This window comes from Flavobacterium sp. GCM10023249 (genome assembly GCF_042653365.1).
In the GTDB taxonomy this organism is placed as follows: domain Bacteria; phylum Bacteroidota; class Bacteroidia; order Flavobacteriales; family Flavobacteriaceae; genus Flavobacterium.
In genome coordinates, this window is record NZ_JBHSHZ010000016.1 from 278,365 (window position 1) to 299,299 (window position 20,935).

Consider the following 20,935-nt stretch of genomic DNA (forward strand, 5'->3'; position numbering starts at 1 on the left):
TATCAGGGCTTTTTTTTAATAGTTCATTGTCAGTCCAATTCCTAATCCCATATCGCTGTCATAATGAGAGGATAGCGCAGAATATCGGTTAAGGATATATTTCATTCCAACCATATATTCTTTGTCGGTATTCACCATGAAAGCCATACGCAATCGTTTAGACAAAGGGATATCTTCTCTCATCAGTTGCATACGAAGTGTTCCATCTGTAAAGACTTCTCCCTGAAAAGTAACAAGCATTGGTAAAACATAACTTGCTCCAGCGCTAACTACAGCTCGTTTATCTTTGGTATTGTACTGTCCGAAAATATTCTTTTCGACATCATCATGTCCCATTTTTCGATACCTCCAATCAAATCCTATAAACGGCATAAACCACTGCATTTTACCAATATATCTTCCTATGTGTGTTTCGGTTTCATAGCCATGCATGTCGTTGTAACCAAGTCGCCATTCTGTTCCGAAACTCCAACGCGTATTTTGAAACATCATCATACCGTCATTTCCATTAGTTGCAAAATCATTTTCCGCCATAAAATGAAATTCACGATCATCAGCCTTTAACTTTCGATAGGCTTTTTTAGGATTGGGTAATTCAGGGTTCGGTTTTTGATTTTCGTAAGAAAAAATGCGGCCCATCCCACTCATCATATGATACAAAATATGACAATGAAAAAACCAATCCCCTTCTGCATTTGCTAAAAACTCAATGGTATCTGTTTCCATTGGCATAATATCTAGCACATTCTTTAATGGAGCAAAATCGCCCTGACCGTTGATTAAACGAAAATCATGACCGTGTAAATGCATTGGATGTCGCATCATCGAACCATTATAAAGTGTAATCCGTAGTATTTCTCCTTTTTTAACTTTTATTTTATCGGTTTCTGAAATCACTTTATTATCTAAACTCCATACATAGCGATTCATATTACCGGTAAGTTCAAAACGAAGTTCCTTAACAGGAGCATTTGAGGGCAAAGCCGTTTTAGTAGTTGATTTCAACATGGCATAATTGAGTGTCACTATGTTTGATAATTTATTGGCTTCGTAACGATGTTGTGAATGGTTGGTTTTTTCGTCCATTTTGTCCATTTTATTGCCAGTGATTTCAGGATACATCACCACATTCATATCCATTTGATTCAGACTCATGTTCATTCCCATATCGTTCAGTTCACCGTTCATTTTCATCATATCGTTCATCATCTTCATTCCCTCAAAATAATTCAATTTAGGCAGCGGTGAAACCAATTGTTTAATTCCATTGCCTAAAAAAAGCGATGCTGATTGCGTTCTGTCTTCTGGGGTGGCTTGAAATTCAAAAGCGGTATCTACTGCCGGAATTTCAACCACGACATCATATGTTTCCGATACTGCAATAAGCAATCGGTCAACTTCAACCGGTTCGACATCGTTACCGTCATTAGCTACAACCGTAATTTTACCACCTGCATAGGTTAACCAAAAATTACTAGAAGCTCCCCCATTTGAAATACGTAAACGCACTTTATCCCCGCCTTTGATATCTTTGAATTGATTTTCTGATTGTCCGTTCACGAAGAACTTTTCATAATAAACATCACTCACATCCATGGCCAACATTCGCTTCCCTTCATTAGTGAGTTTTGTTTTAAATTGCCCTTCCCTGATTGCTTCAGCATAACTCTGCGTGCTTCCTTTTTTTATAGCAAACCAATCGGATGCATTATGAAGCATACGGTGTACTTGTTTCGGATTGATAGTTGTCCATTCACTTAAAATGACTGGATAGGTCGGTAAATCATCAATTCCTTTACGGAAAGTTGGATCATCTATTTTTTTATTGAAAATCAATGAACCATACATTCCTATTTGTTCCTGTAAACCCGAATGACTATGGTACCAATGTGTTCCGTTTTGTATTACAGGAAAACGATAAACATGAGTACTATGAGGTTGTATCGGCATTTGTGTCAAATACGGAACACCATCTTCTTTATTGGGTAAAAAAACGCCATGCCAGTGCATTGATGTTTCTTCCTCCAATTCATTATGTACGTATATTTCGGCAATATCACCTTCAGTGAAAGTCAATGTTGGCATCGGAATCTGACCATTAACAGCAATGGCTCTTTTTTCCTTTCCTGCATAATTCACTATTGTATCCCGCACATATAAATCATACCGAACGACCTTTTGAGCAAAGGCCGTTGATATCGATAGGAAAATTATACTATATATAAATAATCTCATTTTTTAATTAATTAACAATTGAAGTAGCATATAAGCACTCATGCCTATCATCAATGCATCTTCAATAATGGTTATTGTACTCATGGGCAAATTGAAAACGGCTCCCAAACAAGCACATTGTATTCTTTTTTTATTCAAAACCGATTGTAAAACACCTATAATACTAATAGACATTACTAAAAAAGTAATTAAATTGACGATTAACGGATTGAAATCAATCAGATACGCCATACCCAAACCTAGTTCTACAAAAGCATAAACATAGGCCCAAGCTGGTATTTTTCGTGCAATTACATCGTACATTACATAACTTTCAGCAAATCCTTTCAGATTTAACAATTTAAAAAAGGAAAACACTAAAAAGAAACCAGCCATAAAATGGCGCAGCCATTCCATAAAATTAAAGAAACCCGATTGCCATTGAATCAATAAAGTAACGACTGTAATAAATCCAAAAATCAGTACAATTGGTTTATAGGTTTCCAACCAAGATTTTGTTTGTTCAACTATTTCGCTATGTTCTTTAACATTAATTCGATATTTGCTGTCTTTTTCAGTCAGTGCATTTTGCAATTCTTTTAATGAAACATGTTTGTCCATTGAAATTATTGCCGAGTTAGTTTCTTTTGAAACTTCTACATTAGTTATGTTCGGTATCGAAAATAAAGCCGATTTCACTTTAGCTTCACAGCTTGAACATGTCATTCCTGTTATTTGATATTCGTGTGTCATTATTAGATAATTTTAAAAGATTAGTAATGACAAAGTTCCGAACAGATGACATAGAATGCTTTACACTATTTCGGTAATGAATTGTAATTTTTATAGTTCTTCTATCTGTTTCCGTTTCTTTTCTTTCAGTTGCTTGAAATACGTTGGAGTGAAACCTGTAATTTTTTTAAACTGATTACTGAGATACGCTACACTACTATAATTCAGTTGATATGCAATTTCACTCAAAGTCAATTCATCGTAGACCAACAGTTCTTTCGCTTTCTCAATACGTTGAAGAATAAAATACTTCTCTACAGTAATACCTTCAACTTCCGAAAAAAGATTACTCACATAATTATAATCGAGTGAAAGTCGTTCACTAATATAATCGGATAAATTACTCTTCATCTCATAGTTGCTGTGATGAACCAATTCGATTATGATTGTTTTAATTTGTTCAATCAAACGGCTTTTTTTATCATCTATCATTTCAAAACCAAATGAATCGAGTTGTTTTACGATCAACTCCTTTTGGGTATTGTCTAAAGAACCTATGATTTCTACTTCGCCCAATTCAACTGAAAGAAGGTGAAGCCCGAGTTTTTCCAACTCGGACTTAACCACCAGTTTACAACGGCTGCAAACCATATTCTTAATATAGATTTTCATTATTTCAACGTTTCCACCGTTTTTCCACAAGTTAACATCATTGAGCCATAATAAGGATTTTTGATGTTGTTTTCCTTGCTTAACCAATTCGCTCCCTTACCGTCATTGGCCATCGGACAAAATTGATAATAAACCGATTCATTCAATTTATCAGATTTCATTAAGGCATATATGCTTTTAGAAAGTGTCATAAAATGATCCCTTTGATGTTTAACATCTTTAGTTTCAGAAATATGTTCAGCATCTTCAGTAAGGTTCTTTTGGATTTTCATCCAAACCATGTGTGCCTCATTTTCTAACGATTCCATTTTTACATCTTTGATGGAAGCAACCAATTCTTTAGAAAGTGAAGAAGCTTTTTCGCCATCTGAATTTACTAAAGCTTCTTTTAGTTGAAAGTAATTTTCATAAAGTTGACTCAATTGATTGGTTTCTTGTTTAACTTCAGAAGTATTGGTATGCGTATCATGTTGATGTGAGACTTCACTTGAAGTAGGTTTTACTAATTCTTTTTTAAACTCTCGTTTGTATTGACAACATTCCGGTAAGTTTGCATAGGTTTGATCTGGAGCCAAAAATGATTCGCTGTCATAACCCGCCAAAGCGATTTTCTTTAGGATTTCATCTGGATTGGTTTTTCCAGAATCATAGCTAATTGTAGCTAATTTTGTGTCTTTATTCCAATCTACAGTGGCGACTTTTTTAAGGGTACCGGCTTTTTCAATTGTTTTTTCACACATCTCACAATTTCCACTGATTGTAACAGTCGTACTTTTCGCATTTTTGATTTGTGCATCACAAGCAACAGACAATAGTGATACACTCAATAATAGTGTTATATTTTGGATTAATTTTTTCATAAGTCAAAGATTTAAAGCCTTTATAAAAGCTTATAATTAGTATAAATTTAGATAAATAATTGCAAATGAGAGTGATAAAATCTTTCCCAACAGTATACAATTATGGCTAGTCGTAAATCTTTAGCTTATTTTAGGCGGTGTCCAAACCGATAGAAAGACCTTATTGGTCAAGGAAGTATAGTGAAAGTTGTCTTTCTTAACTACTGTAGATACAAAGAAACTAGTAAAACTCTCAGTCGTTTTCAAAACAAATGAAGAACAACTTCCGAAAGCACTGCAATGACATTTAGAATTATCACAATTTTTGGTACAACCTTTCTCCTCATCAGAAGAATTTTTAGCACAGCAGTTTTTTTCTGCAGTCTTTTTTGGAGTAATAGATTGATGAAAAGTAGAATCCATTTTCTTAGTACAAGCATAGCTATCCTGAGGCAGAATAAACATGCCGAACAAGAATACTACTATAACCGTAACTAATTTCTTTTTCATATTGTGGAACAAATATAAAAAAAGTAACAGTCGAAACTGTTACTTTTTTCATAAAACTTAATCCAAACTGAGTGTAATTTGACCATCATCGTCCAGACTGATATTATAATCTGCTAGATCAGTACCAGCTTCTGAGTTGGATTCATTCACTTCAATTTCTTCAGGTATAACCTCAATTGGTTCTTCATACGGAAGTGATTCCAATAAATTCACCTGTTTCAATTTATCTGTTGTCAATTGATTTCCTAAAGCCTTAATTCCTTTCACGGCAATAAACTGCTCCATATCAATCGTTTGGTTTTCTTTCTGAACACCTTTACTCTTGGCAAAAACCAATTCTGCTACAGGACGCCAGTCAGTAGAAACAATTTCCAATTGCGATTTTTCATGTTCTGAGATAAAGATTTCCTCTTTATTTTCATTTTCAACTAAGAAACGTTTAATGAAATAACGTTCTTTTTCACCATCATAATAAATTGCCGAAATTGGTTTTTTAGGATGCCATTTTTCTAGAATAATCATATCCTCATCAAAATGCGTCGTTAACTCCGGAATAATAGTTTTTAATTTTCCGGATTGATTGATGATTAACAAACGATCGTTAGGTCGGAATTCTCCTAACAATTCCCCTCTTCCATCCACATTCAAACGCTGAACGGTATCATCAAACCAAACCTTACGCGGACGTAAAGTCGATATTCCTTTCTCTTTCAGTTCAATTTTCTTGATTGGATATTTTGAAACTGTATTTCCTTTAGAAGCACGACCTTTGATAGCAATATCGGCAAAATCCAAATCCCATTTCAATTTCTTCACACTTCCCACCTGACGTAGCAAAATGGTAACTACTTCGGCTTCACCATTTGGATTATGAGAAAAATACAATACTTGAGAACCCGGTTTCTCCTGAGTCAAATCATACGCTTTATCGCGAGTCACACCTGAAACATTGAAACGTTTTATAAACGACGAACCTGATTTCCCATCACGATAAATCATATTGTATATGGTTCGCTTATCGTTCTTGTCGAAGACAGCAATATGGATAATATCTTTACCAATGAATTTTTTGTCGTCGACTTTCGTTACAACCATTTTACCATCTCTCAAGAATACAATCACATCATCAATATCCGAACAATCCGCTACATATTCATCTTTTTTCAAACCGGTTCCAATGAAACCTTCTTCGCGGTTTACGTATAACTTCGTGTTACGCAAAACAACTTTGGTTGCTTCGATAGTATCAAACGAACGCAATTCCGTTTGTCGTTCTCTTCCTTTACCGTATTTCTCTTTCAGTCTGGTAAAATAATCAATTGCAAATTCGATCAAATGAGCCAAATGATGTTTCACTTGTTCCATTTCTTCTTCGAGTTTAGCAATTTGTTCATCCGCTTTATCCGAGTCAAAACGGGTAATACGAATCATTGGAATTTGCGTTAGTTTCTGCAAATCCTCGTCAATTATATCTCTAACAAATGATTTTTTGAAAGGTTCGAAACGATTGTACATGTATTCGAATAACGATTCTTTATCGGAGTACAGTTTGAAATCGATGTACATTTCTTCTCGAATGAATATCTTTTCCAAAGTCGAGAAATGCCATTTGGTCTCCAATTCCTGCAATTGGATTTCCAACTCCTGACGCAACAAATCAACTGTTCTGTTCGTCGATATTTTCAACATATCCGACACACCAATAAACAATGGCTTGTTGTCTTCAATAACACATCCCAAAGGCGCTAACGATGTTTCACAACCTGTGAAAGCATATAAAGCATCAATCGTTTTATCCGGAGACACTCCCGGCGGAAGATGAATTAAAATTTCAACATCAGCTGCGGTATTGTCTTCAATTTTCTTGATTTTGATTTTCCCTTTTTCATTCGCTTTCAAAATACTGTCAATCAATGACGATGTATTGGTTGAAAACGGAATTTGAGTAATTACCAACGTCTGTTTATCCAACTGGGAAATTTTGGCACGCACACGCACTCGTCCGCCGCGTAACCCATCATTATAATTGGAAACATCAGCAATACCAGCAGTAGGAAAATCAGGATATAATGTAAACGGTTTATTTTTTAAAATTTTGATCGATGCATCAATCAATTCATTGAAATTGTGTGGTAAAATTTTAGTGGATAAACCAACTGCAATACCTTCTCCACCTTGTGCTAATAACAAAGGAAATTTTACCGGAAGATTAATTGGTTCAGCACGACGACCATCATAGGATAATCCCCATTCGGTGATTTTTGGAGAATATAAAACTTCCAAAGCAAACTTACTCAAACGTGCCTCAATGTAACGTGATGCAGCTGCTCCGTCACCGGTTAAAATATTACCCCAGTTTCCCTGAGTATCAATTAATAAATCCTTTTGTCCAATTTGCACCATGGCATCACCAATACTGGCATCTCCGTGCGGATGGTATTGCATGGTATGACCGACCACGTTTGCCACTTTATTGTAACGGCCGTCATCCAACTCTTTCATAGAGTGCATGATACGACGTTGTACAGGTTTAAATCCGTCTTCAATAGCCGGAACAGCACGTTCCAAGATTACGTAAGATGCATAATCCAGAAACCAATCTTTATACATTCCAGTTACTTTCGTAATGGTAGCATCCGGATTTTCTTCGTCGTGTTCGTAAAAGTGTTCGCCTTCGAAAGATTTACTATCCACTGAAGGGATTTCTTCAGCATGATTTTCTTCTTGTGGCGTTAATTCTTCTTCGTTTATATTTTCGTTTTCTTCGCTCATAATTCAGTTAACACTTTTCAGTTAACAGTACTCAGTTTATTTATTTCGATTCAGAAATTACCAATCAAGTAATTTTAACTCGTCAACTCCTCTACAGTATCCAATTCCACTTTTAGGTTATTGATAATGAATTCCTGACGGTCTGGTGTGTTTTTACCCATGTAGAATTCCAATAATTTTTCAATGGAAGTCGCTTTATCCAGCATAACAGGATCCAATCGGATATCGTCACCAATAAAATGTTTGAACTCGTCTGGAGAAATTTCTCCCAATCCTTTGAATCGGGTGATTTCTGGTTTTGGTTTTAATTTATCTATGGCGACACGACGTTCTTCATCGCTGTAGCAGTAAATCGTTTCTTTTTTGTTTCGCACACGGAACAATGGCGTTTGTAAAATATACAAATGACCTTCTTTGATTAGTTCCGGAAAAAACTGTAAGAAAAAGGTAATCAAAAGTAAGCGAATGTGCATACCATCGACATCGGCATCGGTTGCAATTACGATATTATTGTAACGCAAATCTTCCATACTTTCTTCGATATCCAAAGCAGCCTGTAACAAGTTAAACTCTTCGTTTTCGTATACAATTTTCTTGGTCATTCCATACGAATTCAAAGGCTTACCACGCAAACTGAAAACCGCCTGTGTGTTCACATCACGGGATTTGGTAATCGATCCCGATGCCGAATCTCCCTCGGTAATAAAAAGGGTACTTTCCAAACTTCTTGGATTTTTGGCATCAGTTAAATGAACGCGGCAATCTCTAAGCTTTTTATTATGTAAACTTGCTTTCTTAGCACGTTCTTTGGCCAATTTGCGAATACCTGACAATTCTTTGCGTTCGCGTTCTGCTTGAAGGATTTTGCGCAATAGTAAATCGGCTACTTCCGGATTTTTATGTAAGAAGTTGTCTAATTTAGTTTTGATAAAATCGTTGATAAACGTACGAACAGAAGGTGCATTAGGTCCCATTTCGGTAGAACCTAATTTCGTTTTGGTTTGTGATTCGAAAACCGGCTCTTCCACTTTTACTGAAATCGCGGAAACAATAGATTTACGAATATCCGAAGCCTCAAACGGTTTATTGTAAAACTCTTTAATTGTTCGAACAATCGCTTCACGGAAAGCCCCCAAGTGCGTACCTCCCTGGGTCGTATTCTGACCATTCACAAACGAATAATATTCCTCAGAGTACTGAGTTTTACTGTGTGTCATCGCAATTTCGATGTCATCACCCAAAAGATGAATGATTGGGTATACCATATCTTCTTCTGAAATGGTTTCCTCCAATAAATCCTTTAATCCATTATCGGAATAAAACTTTTCTCCATTATAAATTATTGTCAACCCTGTATTCAGGTAACAATAGTTTTTCAACATTTTTACAATGTACTCGTTACGGTACTTATAGTGTTTGAAGATCGTATCATCGGCTACGAAAGAAACTTTAGTTCCTTTGCGTTTGGTTGTTTCAACTACATCTTCTTCTATAGTTAAATTACCAGCAGAGAATTCAGCCGCTTTTTGCTGATTGTCACGTACCGATTCAACTCGAAAATAAGTTGAAAGTGCATTCACAGCCTTCGTACCTACCCCATTCAAACCAACTGATTTTTTGAAGGCTTTGGAGTCATACTTTCCTCCGGTATTCATTTTGGACACAACATCCACTACTTTTCCTAAAGGAATACCACGACCATAATCACGAACAGTTACCATCTTGTCCTTCACGGTAACTTCGATTGTTTTCCCGGCACCCATTACGAATTCGTCGATACAGTTATCGAGAACCTCCTTCAATAAAATATAAATACCATCATCAGGTGATGAACCATCGCCTAATTTTCCGATGTACATCCCCGGTCGCATACGGATATGTTCTTTCCAGTCGAGAGAACGGATATTGTCTTCGGTATATTGATTTTGCTCTAGCATTTTGAAAATTATCGATTTTGCGCTAATATATAGTAAATCCAATAGATATAAAATAGCTCAACCATAAAGTTATCGACAAAGAAGCAAGTAGTACTTATTAACACTTCATTTCTCATAAATATTATTTTCACAAAAAATTAACATTACATTTTTATTTATATTAGCATCAAATTAAACGAACTAAAACAATGAAAAAAGTATTAACTATTATGTTATTATTTTTTGGGGTATGTATAGGATATTCCCAAAAATTAGTTACCGGAACGGTAAACGACAATAACGGTCAGCCAGTGGTAGGCGCCAATATTGTAGAAAAAGGCTCTTCTAACGGAACAACCACAGATTATGAAGGAAAATTCAAAATCAATGTAACCAATTCCAACTCTGTTTTGACTATTTCATCTTTGGGGTACAAAAAAATGGAAGTTAGTGCAAGCCAAAGTCCGATAGTTGTAAGTTTGGAAGAAGACGGTGTGCTTTTGGACGAAGTTACAATTCAAGCTGTAGGTTCAAGAAATACGAAACGAACTATTATTGACTCACCTGTAGCAGTAGACGTAATCAATATGCAGGATGTTGTTACTAAAACGGGACAAATTGAGGTAAATGCTTTGCTTCAGTATTTAGCGCCGTCATTCAATGCAAGTAAACAATCTGGATCGGATGGTGCTGACCACGTTGACCCTGCTACTTTGAGAGGTTTAGGACCAGATCAAACATTAGTTTTAATTAACGGTAAAAGACGCCACCAATCTTCATTGGTTAACCTTTTCGGTTCAAGAGGTCGTGGTAATACAGGAACCGATATGAATGCCATTCCTGCAGCTGCCATTAAACGTATTGAAATCTTAAGAGACGGTGCTTCTGCACAATATGGTTCCGATGCGATTGCCGGTGTAATCAATATTGTATTAAAAGATAATGTTGAAGAATTCAATGGAAATGTAACCTATGGAACATACAACTCTAAAACTCCTTATGGTGACGACGATATCAAATCGGATGGTTTTGACGGACAAACCGTTCAGGTAAATGGTAATTATGGGTTCAAGCTAGGCGATAAAGGCTTTTTAAATGCTACATTAGACGCATCGAAAAAAGACCATACGAATCGACCAGCCAATTCAGACAAATACGATATCTACAGAAATCAGTTTGGAGATGCAGCTGCTAAAAACGGAACTGTATTTTTGAACGGTTCTTACAATGTAGGCGATAATTCAAGTATTTATGCTTTCGGAGGTATTGGTTTAAGAGATTCTGATGCGTATGCTTTTACAAGAACTGCAGACAGTCCGAGAAATATTCCAGCGATCTACCCTAACGGCTTCGATCCAATAATCGGTACAAAAATAACCGATGCATCAATTTCTGCTGGTTTTAAAACTAAAATTGCGAATTGGGATGTAGACTTCAACAATACTTATGGAAACAATCATTTCAAATATGATATTCACAACACTTTAAATGCTTCATTAGAAGAAAATTCACCTACTTCATTTGATGCTGGTGGACATTCACTATCACAAAATACAACAGGTGTACATTTTACCAGAAATTTTGATAGTGTTTTAAAAGGGATGAACTTTGCTTTTGGTGCTGAATACCGTACCGAAAACTTTAAAATTTTTGCAGGAGAAGAAGCTTCTTATGCTTTATACGATGTTAACGGAGATTTAGTAACTGAAGATACAGATCCAGCGGATTATGTTGTTGATGGTAACGGTGATCCAAGACCAGGCGGATCTCAAGGATTTCCAGGATACAGCCCAGACAATGAAGTAGATAAATCAAGAAGCAACTTTGCTGCCTATGTTGATACTGAATTCGATTTTAACGATAATGTAAATTTAGCAGTAGCTGTACGTTATGAAAATTATAGCGATTTCGGTTCAACTTGGAATGCTAAAATTGCACAACGCATCAAGCTAACCAAAGATTTTTCAATGCGTTATTCAATGAGTACTGGATTTAGAGCTCCTTCATTAGCTCAAAAATACTACAACTTAAAATTCACAGACTATATCAGTGGAGTACCATCTGAAACCTTATTAGCTTCGAACGATAGCGAAATTACTAAAGCATTCGGAATTGACGAGTTGAAAGAAGAAAAAGCGTTTAATGCCAGTTTAGGTTTCACTTACAAAAGAGGAAAATTCACAGGTACAGTTGATGGTTATTTTGTAGATATTCAAGACCGTGTGGTTTTAACTGGTCAATTTGACGGAAGCGGTATACCAGGTCAGAATGTGGCCAATGTACAATTCTTTGCCAATGCTTTGAATACTCAAACTGTTGGTGTTGATTTTGTATTAAGCTATGATGAGAAATTCGGGAACAGTTCTCTAGGAACTTCTTTCATTGGTAATATCAACAAAATGAGTATTGGTAATATCGGTGGTGGAACTGGATTGGATCAAGAAACACTATTCGGAAGAAGAGAACAAAACTTCTTATTGGCTTCAGCCCCTGAAAGCAAATTTGGTTTAAGTTTCAACTATAACTACAATAAAAAATTCAATGCTAACGTAAGATTTACTCGTTTTGGTGCAGTTGAATTAGTAGATTGGTTAGATACAATCGATTATTACGGAGGAAAAATCGTTACCGACGTTTCGATAAATCAAGAAATTACCAAAAATTTCAATGTAACATTAGGAGTTAACAACTTGTTGAATGTTTATCCAGATATTCAAGATACAGAAACAGAAACCGGAGGTAACTTCGACTCTGTACAAATGGGTTCTAATGGTACTTATGGATTTGTACGATTAGGAGTTAAATTCTAATCCATTTGAAAGACAAAAAAAGCCGCTCAATGAGCGGCTTTTTAATTTCTATAATGATCCAAAATACCGGTATCTGTAGGTGTCCAAAAAGCTGCTTTTTGGTCGGCCGCTTTTAATGCATTATTAGCCCAAGTGTTACAAGTATGAAATAAGCTATAACTTCCTTTTGCTTCATAAAAAGCATCGTTTTTACCATATACAGCATTCGTATTTATAAACTTATACTGCTCTGATTCGGTTACAAATGAATCATTAATAAATGTAACTAATTTCAGGTATTCCGATTGAGAAACCACTAAACGTCTGCAATTTGAATTCTCTTTTAAACTTTTATAAAATGTAGCATGAATTGCCGAAGTACTCAATCCAGAAGCCGCTTTGAAGGCAGTTGAAAATTTCAAATCATTCCATGTTGGTGTTTCCAGATAAAACCCTTTATCTCCCCATCCAAAAGCTACCCACTGAGCGGTCGAATCTTTCGTAATCGTGTTTTCAAATTTTACTTTTTGACTCCAATCGTACAATTCATTTTTCACTGGAAGAACAATATCCGTATGCACACCATTTGAAAGTATATAAATTGGTATAGTTTTTCCTTCGGTTGAAATATTTGAATTCACAGGTATTTTAGGTAGCAAAAAAGCACCTAAAATATAAATTAGTAGAAACCCTACGAAACCCAATACTAGTTTTAGAAGGAATTTTGCCGCTTTTTTAATTTTGACCATTATATATCTTTATTAAATTTATGGAATGGCGATTCCTTACTGAGTTCTAAATATTTTTTAAACTCCCTTCTGGACGGTGAGAGGATGAATTTTGTTGAATCAATTTTCTTGGATTTAACTTTTGTTATAGAATCAAATTGATCTAAATCACTCCAATCACCTATATATTCGATTGCAACCGATTTTTTATCAAATCGCACAATTTTTGCTTTCCAAAAAACCGAATCCTTTTCATTTAAAATAAGACAATTCCCAACTCTTTTCATTTTCTGCCTATCTGAAAAACCAAAAAGGGTATTAACGTTAATATCTGACAATTCGATAGAATCACCAACGAATTTATAATCAAATTGAAACTCAGCATCATTTTTGGAAATGAATTTATCTTTGGTGACATGGAATTCCACTTTTAATGAATCCAGCAAGTTTTTATGAAATCTGTAGGTATCAAAATGTTTGGTTACAATCTGATCTTTGGTAACCTCCAAGAAAAAATTTTCATTAATACAGTAGGATCCAAAAAACCTAGAAGGGATTTTAGACAATTCAGAATCATTTACAGGTTGGGGTTTTTCAAAGTATAAATCGAAGCTTTCTGTCGGTTCTGACAAATAATTTTTACAAGACAAAAAAGGCAATACGAGCAACACCAAAAAAAATTGACATTTCATAGGGAATAGTTTACAAATGAAAATCAAAAATTGAGCCAAAAAAAAGCGAAACCACTAGGTTTCGCTCAAATATCTTTGTATCAAATAGTTTGATTTACACATTAAATCGGAAGTGCATCACATCTCCATCTTTAACCACATATTCTTTTCCTTCTACTCTTAATTTTCCGGCTTCTTTCACTTTCGCTTCCGAACCGAAGTTGGAGTAATCTTCAAAAGCAATAACTTCAGCACGGATAAATCCTTTTTCAAAATCAGTATGGATTACACCGGCAGCTTTTGGAGCTGTATCACCAATATTGATAGTCCAAGCACGAACTTCTTTCACACCTGCAGTAAAATACGTCTGAAGGTTTAATAATTTGTAAGCTGCACGAATTAATACAGAAGAACCTGGTTCTTTTAAACCTAAATCTTCTAAAAACATTTGACGCTCTTCGTATGTTTCCAATTCTGTGATATCTGCTTCAGTACCTACTGCTAAAACAATGATTTCAGCATTTTCATCCTTCACCAATTCACGAACCTGCTCCACATAAGCATTTCCGGTTGCAGCCGAACCTTCATCCACGTTACAAACGTACAATACTGGTTTTGCAGTAATCAACTGGAAGCTTTCCATTAAAACTTCTTCATCTTGGTTTTGAGGAACAACAGTACGCGCTGATTTAGCTTGTAGTAATGCATCTTTAATTCTATTCAATAAAGCTTGTTCAGCCTGAGCTTCTTTATTACCGGTTTTTGCAGCTCGGTTTACTTTTTCCAAACGTTTTTCAATAGTTTCCAAATCTTTCAACTGCAATTCAATATCAATCGTTTCTTTGTCGCGAATAGGGTTTACATTCCCATCTACGTGCACAATATTGTCATTATCAAAACAACGCAAAACGTGAATAATAGCATTACACTCGCGGATATTTCCAAGGAACTGATTCCCTAAACCTTCTCCTTTACTCGCTCCTTTCACTAATCCTGCAATATCTACGATATCTACAGTTGCCATCTGTACACGCTCAGGTTTCACTAATTCTTCCAAACGGTTGATTCTTGGATCTGGAACGTTTACCACACCTATATTAGGTTCAATCGTACAAAACGGGAAGTTAGCACTTTGTGCTTTTGCATTAGATAAACAATTAAAAAGAGTGGATTTTCCTACGTTTGGCAATCCTACGATACCTGCTTTCATTATTCTGATTTTTAAAAGTGTGCAAATATAGGTTAAAAGTTGTAAAGTCTCAAAGTGATACAATCAATCTAAGATTAAAACAAAAAAATGCAAATTGAGATAAATCCCGTTAGACAAAATTTTTAATGAATCCTAGAATAAATAGAAATACAAATAATGTAAAAACCAATTCATAGTAATCTATCCAATAGTAAAAGACAGAATAGATGTACGTTTTATTATCATTCTGTTTATTTTCAAGAACAATTATTTCCTCGTTTACTTCAAAATTAGTAACTAATCTGAGTTCACCCTGATCGTACCTTATCGTATCATTGTTTTTATAATACTCCACATTAGGAATGTCTCTCTTAATAGCCACATAACTTCCTCCATTTATTTTTCCAGCACTTGAAACTTTTGAATGAATTTTTTCTAATCCAATTACCTTCCCAGGGTAGAAATTATAATTATTCAAATTCATTATTTTGAAATAAAAAAATCCTATTAAAACCACTGCTGCGGAGAATAGGATTGAATGCAATCGTATAAATTTTCTCAATGGGTACAACATTGAGTTATTCATTATGTAAAAATGCCTGTCGGTTCAGTAATGTTTCTTCATCCTCAACATGATTATCATCGGGAACGCAACAATCTACCGGACAAACAGCTGCACACTGTGGTTCTTCATGAAAACCTTTACATTCGGTACATTTACCTGGAACAATATAGTAAATATCGTCCGAAACTGGGGTTTGCGCTGCATCAGCATCGATTTCGGTACCATCCGGTAAAATGATTTTACCACTTAAAGAAGTACCGTCTTTCCAACGCCAATCATCAGCGCCTTCATAAATTGCAGTATTTGGACATTCCGGTTCGCAAGCACCACAATTGATGCACTCATCTGTTATTATAATTGCCATATCGTTTCTGCTTTATGCCTTAAGCTATAAGCTATAAGCTGTTAAAATGATTTTAAAATAAAAAGGTTATAGCATATTGCATACGGCTTAATGCTAAAAAACTTATTTTTGCACAAAATTACAATGTAAACCACACATACGCAAAAAACAAATGCTACAAAAAGACAAAATACATGCCTTTATTGAATTAGGAAAGTTTTTACGTCAGTTTCAATTGGAAAATTCGGTAAAAGCTAACGATGTAAAACAGAACGATCAATACTTTGAGCGCTTTGTTTCATTGATTGAATTATCACAGTCGCATAACGGTTGGTTTACGCCCGAACAAGTGTATTATTCAATCAATTCATGGGCCGAAGCATTAACAGAAGCTAATTTAAGTACATGGGTTGCACCCTATGATTTTTCAAAAACAAATGTCAAAACAGTTGGATTAATTTTAGCAGGAAACATTCCATTGGTTGGTTTTCATGATTTTTTATCCGTTTTGATAAGCGGACACAAAGTGCTTATTAAAACTTCATCTAACGATCAGCATTTATTACCGTTTTTAGCCAATTACCTAATTGAAATACAACCTGAATTAAAGCAATTTATTGAATTTACTGAAGGCAAACTGGAAAATTTTGATGCTGTGATTGCTACCGGAAGTAATAATACCGCACGTTATTTCGAATATTATTTCAAGGACAAACCAAGTATTATACGTAAAAATCGGAATTCGGTTGCCGTTTTAGACGGAAATGAAACCAAAGAAGATTTAACCAATCTGGGTGAAGATATTTTCCGTTATTTCGGATTAGGTTGCCGAAATGTTTCCAAACTATTTGTACCCAAAGGATACGATTTTAAAAATTTCTTTGAAGCCATTTTTGTATATCAGGATATCATCAAATATGAAAAATACGCCAACAATTACGATTACAACAAAGCGGTTTTTCTAATGAGTCTTTATCAGTTGTTGGATAATGGTTTCATTACCATAAAAGAAGACACTAGTTACGCCTCTCCTATTTCTTCGGTTTTTTATGAATTCTATGAAAATATTGAAGATGTCAAAACTAGATTGCAAAACGATGTTGATTCGATACAATGTATTGTGTCAAATGGCTTAATTGGCAATAGCATTGCCTTTGGACAAACACAAAAGCCAAAACTTTGGGATTATGCAGATAATGTCGATACATTGGATTTTCTTTTGAATTTATAACAAACGAAAACGTTTTCGTTAATAAACTAAAGCCTAATGTTAACAACAATTAGGCTTTTTTTGAACACTTTTCACGAAATTTGTGTTTTTCTTTTAAAATACAACAAACAACACAATGAAAAAACACAATTACAGTGCTGGTCCATGTATTCTTCCACAGGAAGTTTTTGAAAAATCAGCACAAGCTATTCTCAATTTTAACAATCTTGATTTATCTATTTTAGAGATTTCCCACCGAAGCAAAGATTTTGTGGCAGTGATGGAGGAAGCCAGAGCATTGGTTCTTGAACTTTTAGGATTGGAGAATAAAGGATATCAAGCCTTATTTTTACACGGGGGTGCAAGCTTAGAATTCTTAATGGTTCCCTACAATTTAATGAAAGAAAACGGGAAAGCCGCGTATCTTGATACGGGAACATGGGCAAGTGGTGCCATTAAAGAAGCAAAACATTTTGGCGAAACAGTTGTAGTAGCCTCTTCCAAAGCAGAAAATTACAATCACATTCCTAAAAATTATACCTTACCTAGTGATGCCGATTATTTTCATTGTACAAGCAACAATACTATTTTTGGAACTCAAATGAGAGAATTTCCAAAATTGGATATACCAGTGGTTTGTGATATGAGTTCGGATATCTTTTCAAGAAGTATGGATTTTTCTCAATTTGATTTGATTTATGCCGGAGCTCAGAAAAACATGGGACCAGCTGGAGCGACTTTAGTTGTAGTTAAAGAAGAAATTCTGGGTAAAACCGGGCGTTATATCCCTTCAATGCTGGATTACCAACAACATATCGACAAAGAGAGTATGTACAATACTCCACCGGTATTCCCTATCTATGCCTCATTACTTACCTTGCAATGGTTAAAAAATTTAGGAGGAATTAAAGCTATAGAGAAAATCAATGAAGCTAAAGCCAATTTACTCTATACTGAAATCGACAGAAATCCGTTATTCAAAGGAACCGCCAATACAGAAGACAGAAGCAACATGAATGCAACTTTTGTATTGAATGACGAAAGTCATGCCGAAGCCTTTGACAAACTTTGGAAAGCCGCAGGAATCTCCGGATTGACAGGACACCGATCGGTTGGTGGTTACCGAGCATCGATGTACAACGCCTTACCTTTAGAAAGTGTACAGGTTTTAGTTGATGTCATGAAAGAATTGGAAAATAACATATAATTAGCCCCGATGGAAACGGCATCCTTTTACTTGAGCTATTGAGGAACTCAAAATGGCTCAAGTAAAAGATACAGTGGACAGCGGGAAATAGCTCCTAAATAAATAATTACAATGAAAATTTTAGCAAACGACGGTATTTCAAAAAGCGGAGTTACGCATTTGGAAAACGCCGGATTTGAAGTTATTACAACAAAAGTGGCTCAGGAACAAGTAGCCAACTATATAAACACCCATCAGATTGCCGTATTATTGGTACGCAGTGCCACTAAGGTCAGAAAAGACATTATCGATGCTTGTCCGTCTTTAAAAATCATTGGACGTGGTGGTGTAGGTATGGACAATATCGATGTAGATTATGCCATTTCAAAAGACATTCAGGTAATCAATACCCCTGCTTCATCTTCTAACTCGGTAGCGGAATTGGTATTTGCTCATTTGTTTAGTGGAGTACGTTTTCTACATGATTCCAATAGAAACATGCCTTTGGAAGGCGATAGTAATTTTGACGGTTTAAAGAAAGCATATGCTAACGGAATTGAGTTAAGAGGAAAAACCATTGGTATTATTGGTTTTGGAAGAATTGGACAGGCGGTTGCCAAAATGGCCTTAGGTTTAGGAATGAAAGTAATTGCATCCGACAGTTTTGTAGGGAAGGCACAAATACGCGTTGAATTTTACAACGATCAATTTATCGATTTAGAGATTTCAACCGAGCCTGTTGAAGAATTACTGAAACATTCCGACTTCATTACACTACATGTTCCTTCGCAAGATGGCTATTTAATTGCAAAAAAGGAATTCGAAATCATGAAAGACGGAGTAGGAATTATCAACTGTTCCCGAGGTGGAATTATTAATGAAGTTGATTTGATTGAAGCATTGGATAGTAAAAAAGTAGCTTTCGCTGGATTGGATGTATTTCAAGACGAACCTACTCCGGCTGTACAGATTTTGATGCATCCACAAATATCAATGACTCCTCATATCGGAGCAGCAACTGTTGAAGCTCAAGATAGAATCGGAACCGAATTGGCCGAGCAAATTATAACATTATTAAAACACGAAATCTAAAATTATTTCTTACATTTATGTCTTACTAACTAAAAGACAATTAAGAAATTATGGCTGGATTAATGGATTTATTAAATAGTGATTTAGGCAAACAAATTGTAGCTACTGTAGGTCAACAGGCAGGTACATCGGAAACTGAAACTTCTTCTGTTTTAACATCAGCATTACCTGCATTGGTCAATGCAATGCAAAGTAACGCATCTTCAGAAGAAGGAGCCGGAGGATTGCTTGGTGCACTTATGGGCGGAAAGCATGATGGCGGGTTATTGGATAATTTAGGAGGATTACTAGGAGGTGGCGGAGTTGATGTTGAAGATGGAGGCAAGATTCTCGGTCACGTTTTGGGAGGAAATCAAACCAGTGTTGAAAATGCATTAAGTCAAAATACTGGAGTAAGTACTGATAAAATCGGAATGATATTGAAAATAGCAGCTCCACTTTTAATGTCGTTTCTTGCAAGCAAAGCCAAAAGCTCTAATGTGCAGAACGGAACTGATTTAGGTGGATTGCTTGGCGGATTGCTTGGCGGAAACAACACGGAAACAGCTGCAATACCTTCTGGAGGTGGCTCTATTTTAACATCTGTATTGGATCAAGATGGAGATGGTCAGTTAGGTGTAGGTGATGCCGTAGCGGCAGCAACAAAAAAAGGAGGCTTAGGCGGACTTTTAAGTAGTATATTCGGAAGAAAATAATAATAACCAAACCACGCTATTCATAGCGTGGTTTTTTACTATTTTACGATTATGAGAACTTTAGTGATACTAATGGTAGTGGTACTGAGTTTGGTTTCATGTAATACAAAAGCTCAAATCACCGCAAACAACGAAGTTGCCAATGCTAAAGTCATTAAGGGCGACACGGTTAAAATTGCCAACGATGCAATAGAGTATTCTGTATATATCATTGATCCAGGATTCACTCATTGGTTACAATCTCGATCTTTTGCTCGAGGTTATCATAGTGAAATCTTTCTAGAAAATAAAAATCGTTGGTATGTTGAGGAATGGAACAGAAGAGTTTTACAACCCCAACGTTATGATTCTAAACTCTATGAAATGCAGATCAATTATGATCCAAGGATTCGATATGGATATGAAGTAAATTATCTGATTTATAATTATATGGTTTACTTTCAAAATACCTATAAACAAAACCTATTCGGTATTGTACCACCAAGGTAAATTTTTATATTTGCCTTATGAACAAATTAAAACAACGCTGGGGAATTACATCGAATTGGCAGTTGACCGTCATTTTTGTCGTTTTTGCCATCACCGGTTCTTCTAGTGTAATGGTTTCTAAACCTATATTGGATTTCTTTGGTATTGCCAAAGACAGTATGCCTTATATCTTGTATATTATCCTAAAGATTGTAATTGTATTGCCTGTATACCAAGTTCTTTTGGTAGGCTTCGGGTTTATATTTGGGCAGTTTAAATTCTTTTGGGAGTTCGAAAAGAAGATGCTGAAAGCTATGGGCTTAGGCTTCCTATTCAAAACATAA

The 20,935-nt window shown here is 35.5% G+C and carries 19 protein-coding genes; 7 read left to right on the plus strand and 12 right to left on the minus strand.

What is annotated here, in order from left to right; translation table 11 throughout:
* Positions 1–15: 15 nt before the first annotated feature.
* The 7 genes from ACFO7M_RS14885 to ACFO7M_RS14915 all read right to left on the minus strand — a co-directional run bounded on the left by ACFO7M_RS14885 (position 16) and on the right by ACFO7M_RS14915 (position 9,676).
* Positions 16–2,235: a multicopper oxidase family protein gene (locus tag ACFO7M_RS14885; protein WP_379736539.1), complete on the minus strand. Its 2,220-nt coding sequence runs from the start codon at positions 2,233–2,235 to the stop codon at positions 16–18.
* Between the two features lie 3 nt (positions 2,236–2,238).
* Positions 2,239–2,967: a heavy-metal-associated domain-containing protein gene (locus ACFO7M_RS14890; RefSeq protein ID WP_379736541.1), complete on the minus strand. Its 729-nt coding sequence runs from the start codon at positions 2,965–2,967 to the stop codon at positions 2,239–2,241.
* Between the two features lie 90 nt (positions 2,968–3,057).
* Positions 3,058–3,618 (minus strand): helix-turn-helix domain-containing protein, encoded by a 561-nt coding sequence (locus ACFO7M_RS14895; RefSeq protein WP_379736543.1) that lies wholly within the window; start codon positions 3,616–3,618, stop codon positions 3,058–3,060.
* Positions 3,618–4,478, minus strand: coding sequence for a DUF3347 domain-containing protein (locus tag ACFO7M_RS14900; RefSeq protein ID WP_379736545.1), 861 nt, complete (start codon positions 4,476–4,478; stop codon positions 3,618–3,620). The genes ACFO7M_RS14895 and ACFO7M_RS14900 overlap by 1 nt, the downstream gene beginning before the upstream one ends.
* A gap of 120 nt (positions 4,479–4,598) precedes the next feature.
* Positions 4,599–4,967: a hypothetical protein gene (locus ACFO7M_RS14905; RefSeq protein WP_379736546.1), complete on the minus strand. Its 369-nt coding sequence runs from the start codon at positions 4,965–4,967 to the stop codon at positions 4,599–4,601.
* A gap of 57 nt (positions 4,968–5,024) precedes the next feature.
* Entirely contained in the window at positions 5,025–7,739 is a 2,715-nt protein-coding gene (locus ACFO7M_RS14910; protein ID WP_379712415.1) for a DNA gyrase/topoisomerase IV subunit A, read from the minus strand.
* Positions 7,740–7,813: 74 nt separating this feature from the next.
* Positions 7,814–9,676, minus strand: coding sequence for a DNA topoisomerase IV subunit B (locus tag ACFO7M_RS14915; protein ID WP_379736548.1), 1,863 nt, complete (start codon positions 9,674–9,676; stop codon positions 7,814–7,816).
* Positions 9,677–9,864: 188 nt separating this feature from the next.
* Between ACFO7M_RS14915 and ACFO7M_RS14920 the strand changes: the two genes are divergently transcribed.
* Positions 9,865–12,465: a TonB-dependent receptor gene (locus ACFO7M_RS14920; RefSeq protein ID WP_379712411.1), complete on the plus strand. Its 2,601-nt coding sequence runs from the start codon at positions 9,865–9,867 to the stop codon at positions 12,463–12,465.
* A 41-nt stretch (positions 12,466–12,506) separates the two neighbouring features.
* On the opposite strand, the gene ACFO7M_RS14925 is transcribed toward ACFO7M_RS14920, so the two are convergent.
* The 5 genes from ACFO7M_RS14925 to ACFO7M_RS14945 form a co-directional block, all read right to left on the minus strand.
* Positions 12,507–13,184 (minus strand): TIGR02117 family protein, encoded by a 678-nt coding sequence (locus ACFO7M_RS14925; RefSeq protein ID WP_379736742.1) that lies wholly within the window; start codon positions 13,182–13,184, stop codon positions 12,507–12,509.
* Between the two features lie 8 nt (positions 13,185–13,192).
* Complete coding sequence (locus ACFO7M_RS14930; RefSeq protein ID WP_379736549.1) at positions 13,193–13,864, minus strand: hypothetical protein; 672 nt, start codon at positions 13,862–13,864, stop codon at positions 13,193–13,195.
* 94 nt (positions 13,865–13,958) lie between these two features.
* Positions 13,959–15,053, minus strand: coding sequence for a redox-regulated ATPase YchF (ychF, locus tag ACFO7M_RS14935; protein WP_379712405.1), 1,095 nt, complete (start codon positions 15,051–15,053; stop codon positions 13,959–13,961).
* A gap of 109 nt (positions 15,054–15,162) precedes the next feature.
* Positions 15,163–15,576, minus strand: a complete 414-nt coding sequence (locus ACFO7M_RS14940) for a hypothetical protein (RefSeq protein ID WP_379736551.1) — start codon at positions 15,574–15,576, stop codon at positions 15,163–15,165.
* Positions 15,577–15,610: 34 nt separating this feature from the next.
* Complete coding sequence (locus tag ACFO7M_RS14945; RefSeq protein ID WP_379712401.1) at positions 15,611–15,961, minus strand: 4Fe-4S dicluster domain-containing protein; 351 nt, start codon at positions 15,959–15,961, stop codon at positions 15,611–15,613.
* A gap of 151 nt (positions 15,962–16,112) precedes the next feature.
* On the opposite strand from ACFO7M_RS14945, the gene ACFO7M_RS14950 reads away from it, so the two are divergent.
* The 6 genes from ACFO7M_RS14950 to ACFO7M_RS14975 all read left to right on the plus strand — a co-directional run bounded on the left by ACFO7M_RS14950 (position 16,113) and on the right by ACFO7M_RS14975 (position 20,935).
* The gene (locus tag ACFO7M_RS14950) at positions 16,113–17,171 is read left to right on the plus strand and encodes an acyl-CoA reductase (protein WP_379736552.1); all 1,059 of its coding nucleotides are present in this window, start codon (positions 16,113–16,115) and stop codon (positions 17,169–17,171) included.
* A gap of 115 nt (positions 17,172–17,286) precedes the next feature.
* A complete protein-coding gene (gene serC, locus ACFO7M_RS14955) occupies positions 17,287–18,357 on the plus strand; it encodes a 3-phosphoserine/phosphohydroxythreonine transaminase (protein ID WP_379736553.1) in 1,071 nt (356 codons plus the stop codon).
* A gap of 111 nt (positions 18,358–18,468) precedes the next feature.
* Positions 18,469–19,428, plus strand: a complete 960-nt coding sequence (locus tag ACFO7M_RS14960; protein WP_379712395.1) for a D-2-hydroxyacid dehydrogenase — start codon at positions 18,469–18,471, stop codon at positions 19,426–19,428.
* 50 nt (positions 19,429–19,478) lie between these two features.
* Positions 19,479–20,123 (plus strand): DUF937 domain-containing protein, encoded by a 645-nt coding sequence (locus ACFO7M_RS14965; protein WP_379712393.1) that lies wholly within the window; start codon positions 19,479–19,481, stop codon positions 20,121–20,123.
* Between the two features lie 51 nt (positions 20,124–20,174).
* A complete protein-coding gene (locus tag ACFO7M_RS14970) occupies positions 20,175–20,612 on the plus strand; it encodes a DUF6146 family protein (RefSeq protein ID WP_379712391.1) in 438 nt (145 codons plus the stop codon).
* 17 nt (positions 20,613–20,629) lie between these two features.
* Positions 20,630–20,935, plus strand: coding sequence for a DUF6787 family protein (locus ACFO7M_RS14975; protein WP_379712389.1), 306 nt, complete (start codon positions 20,630–20,632; stop codon positions 20,933–20,935).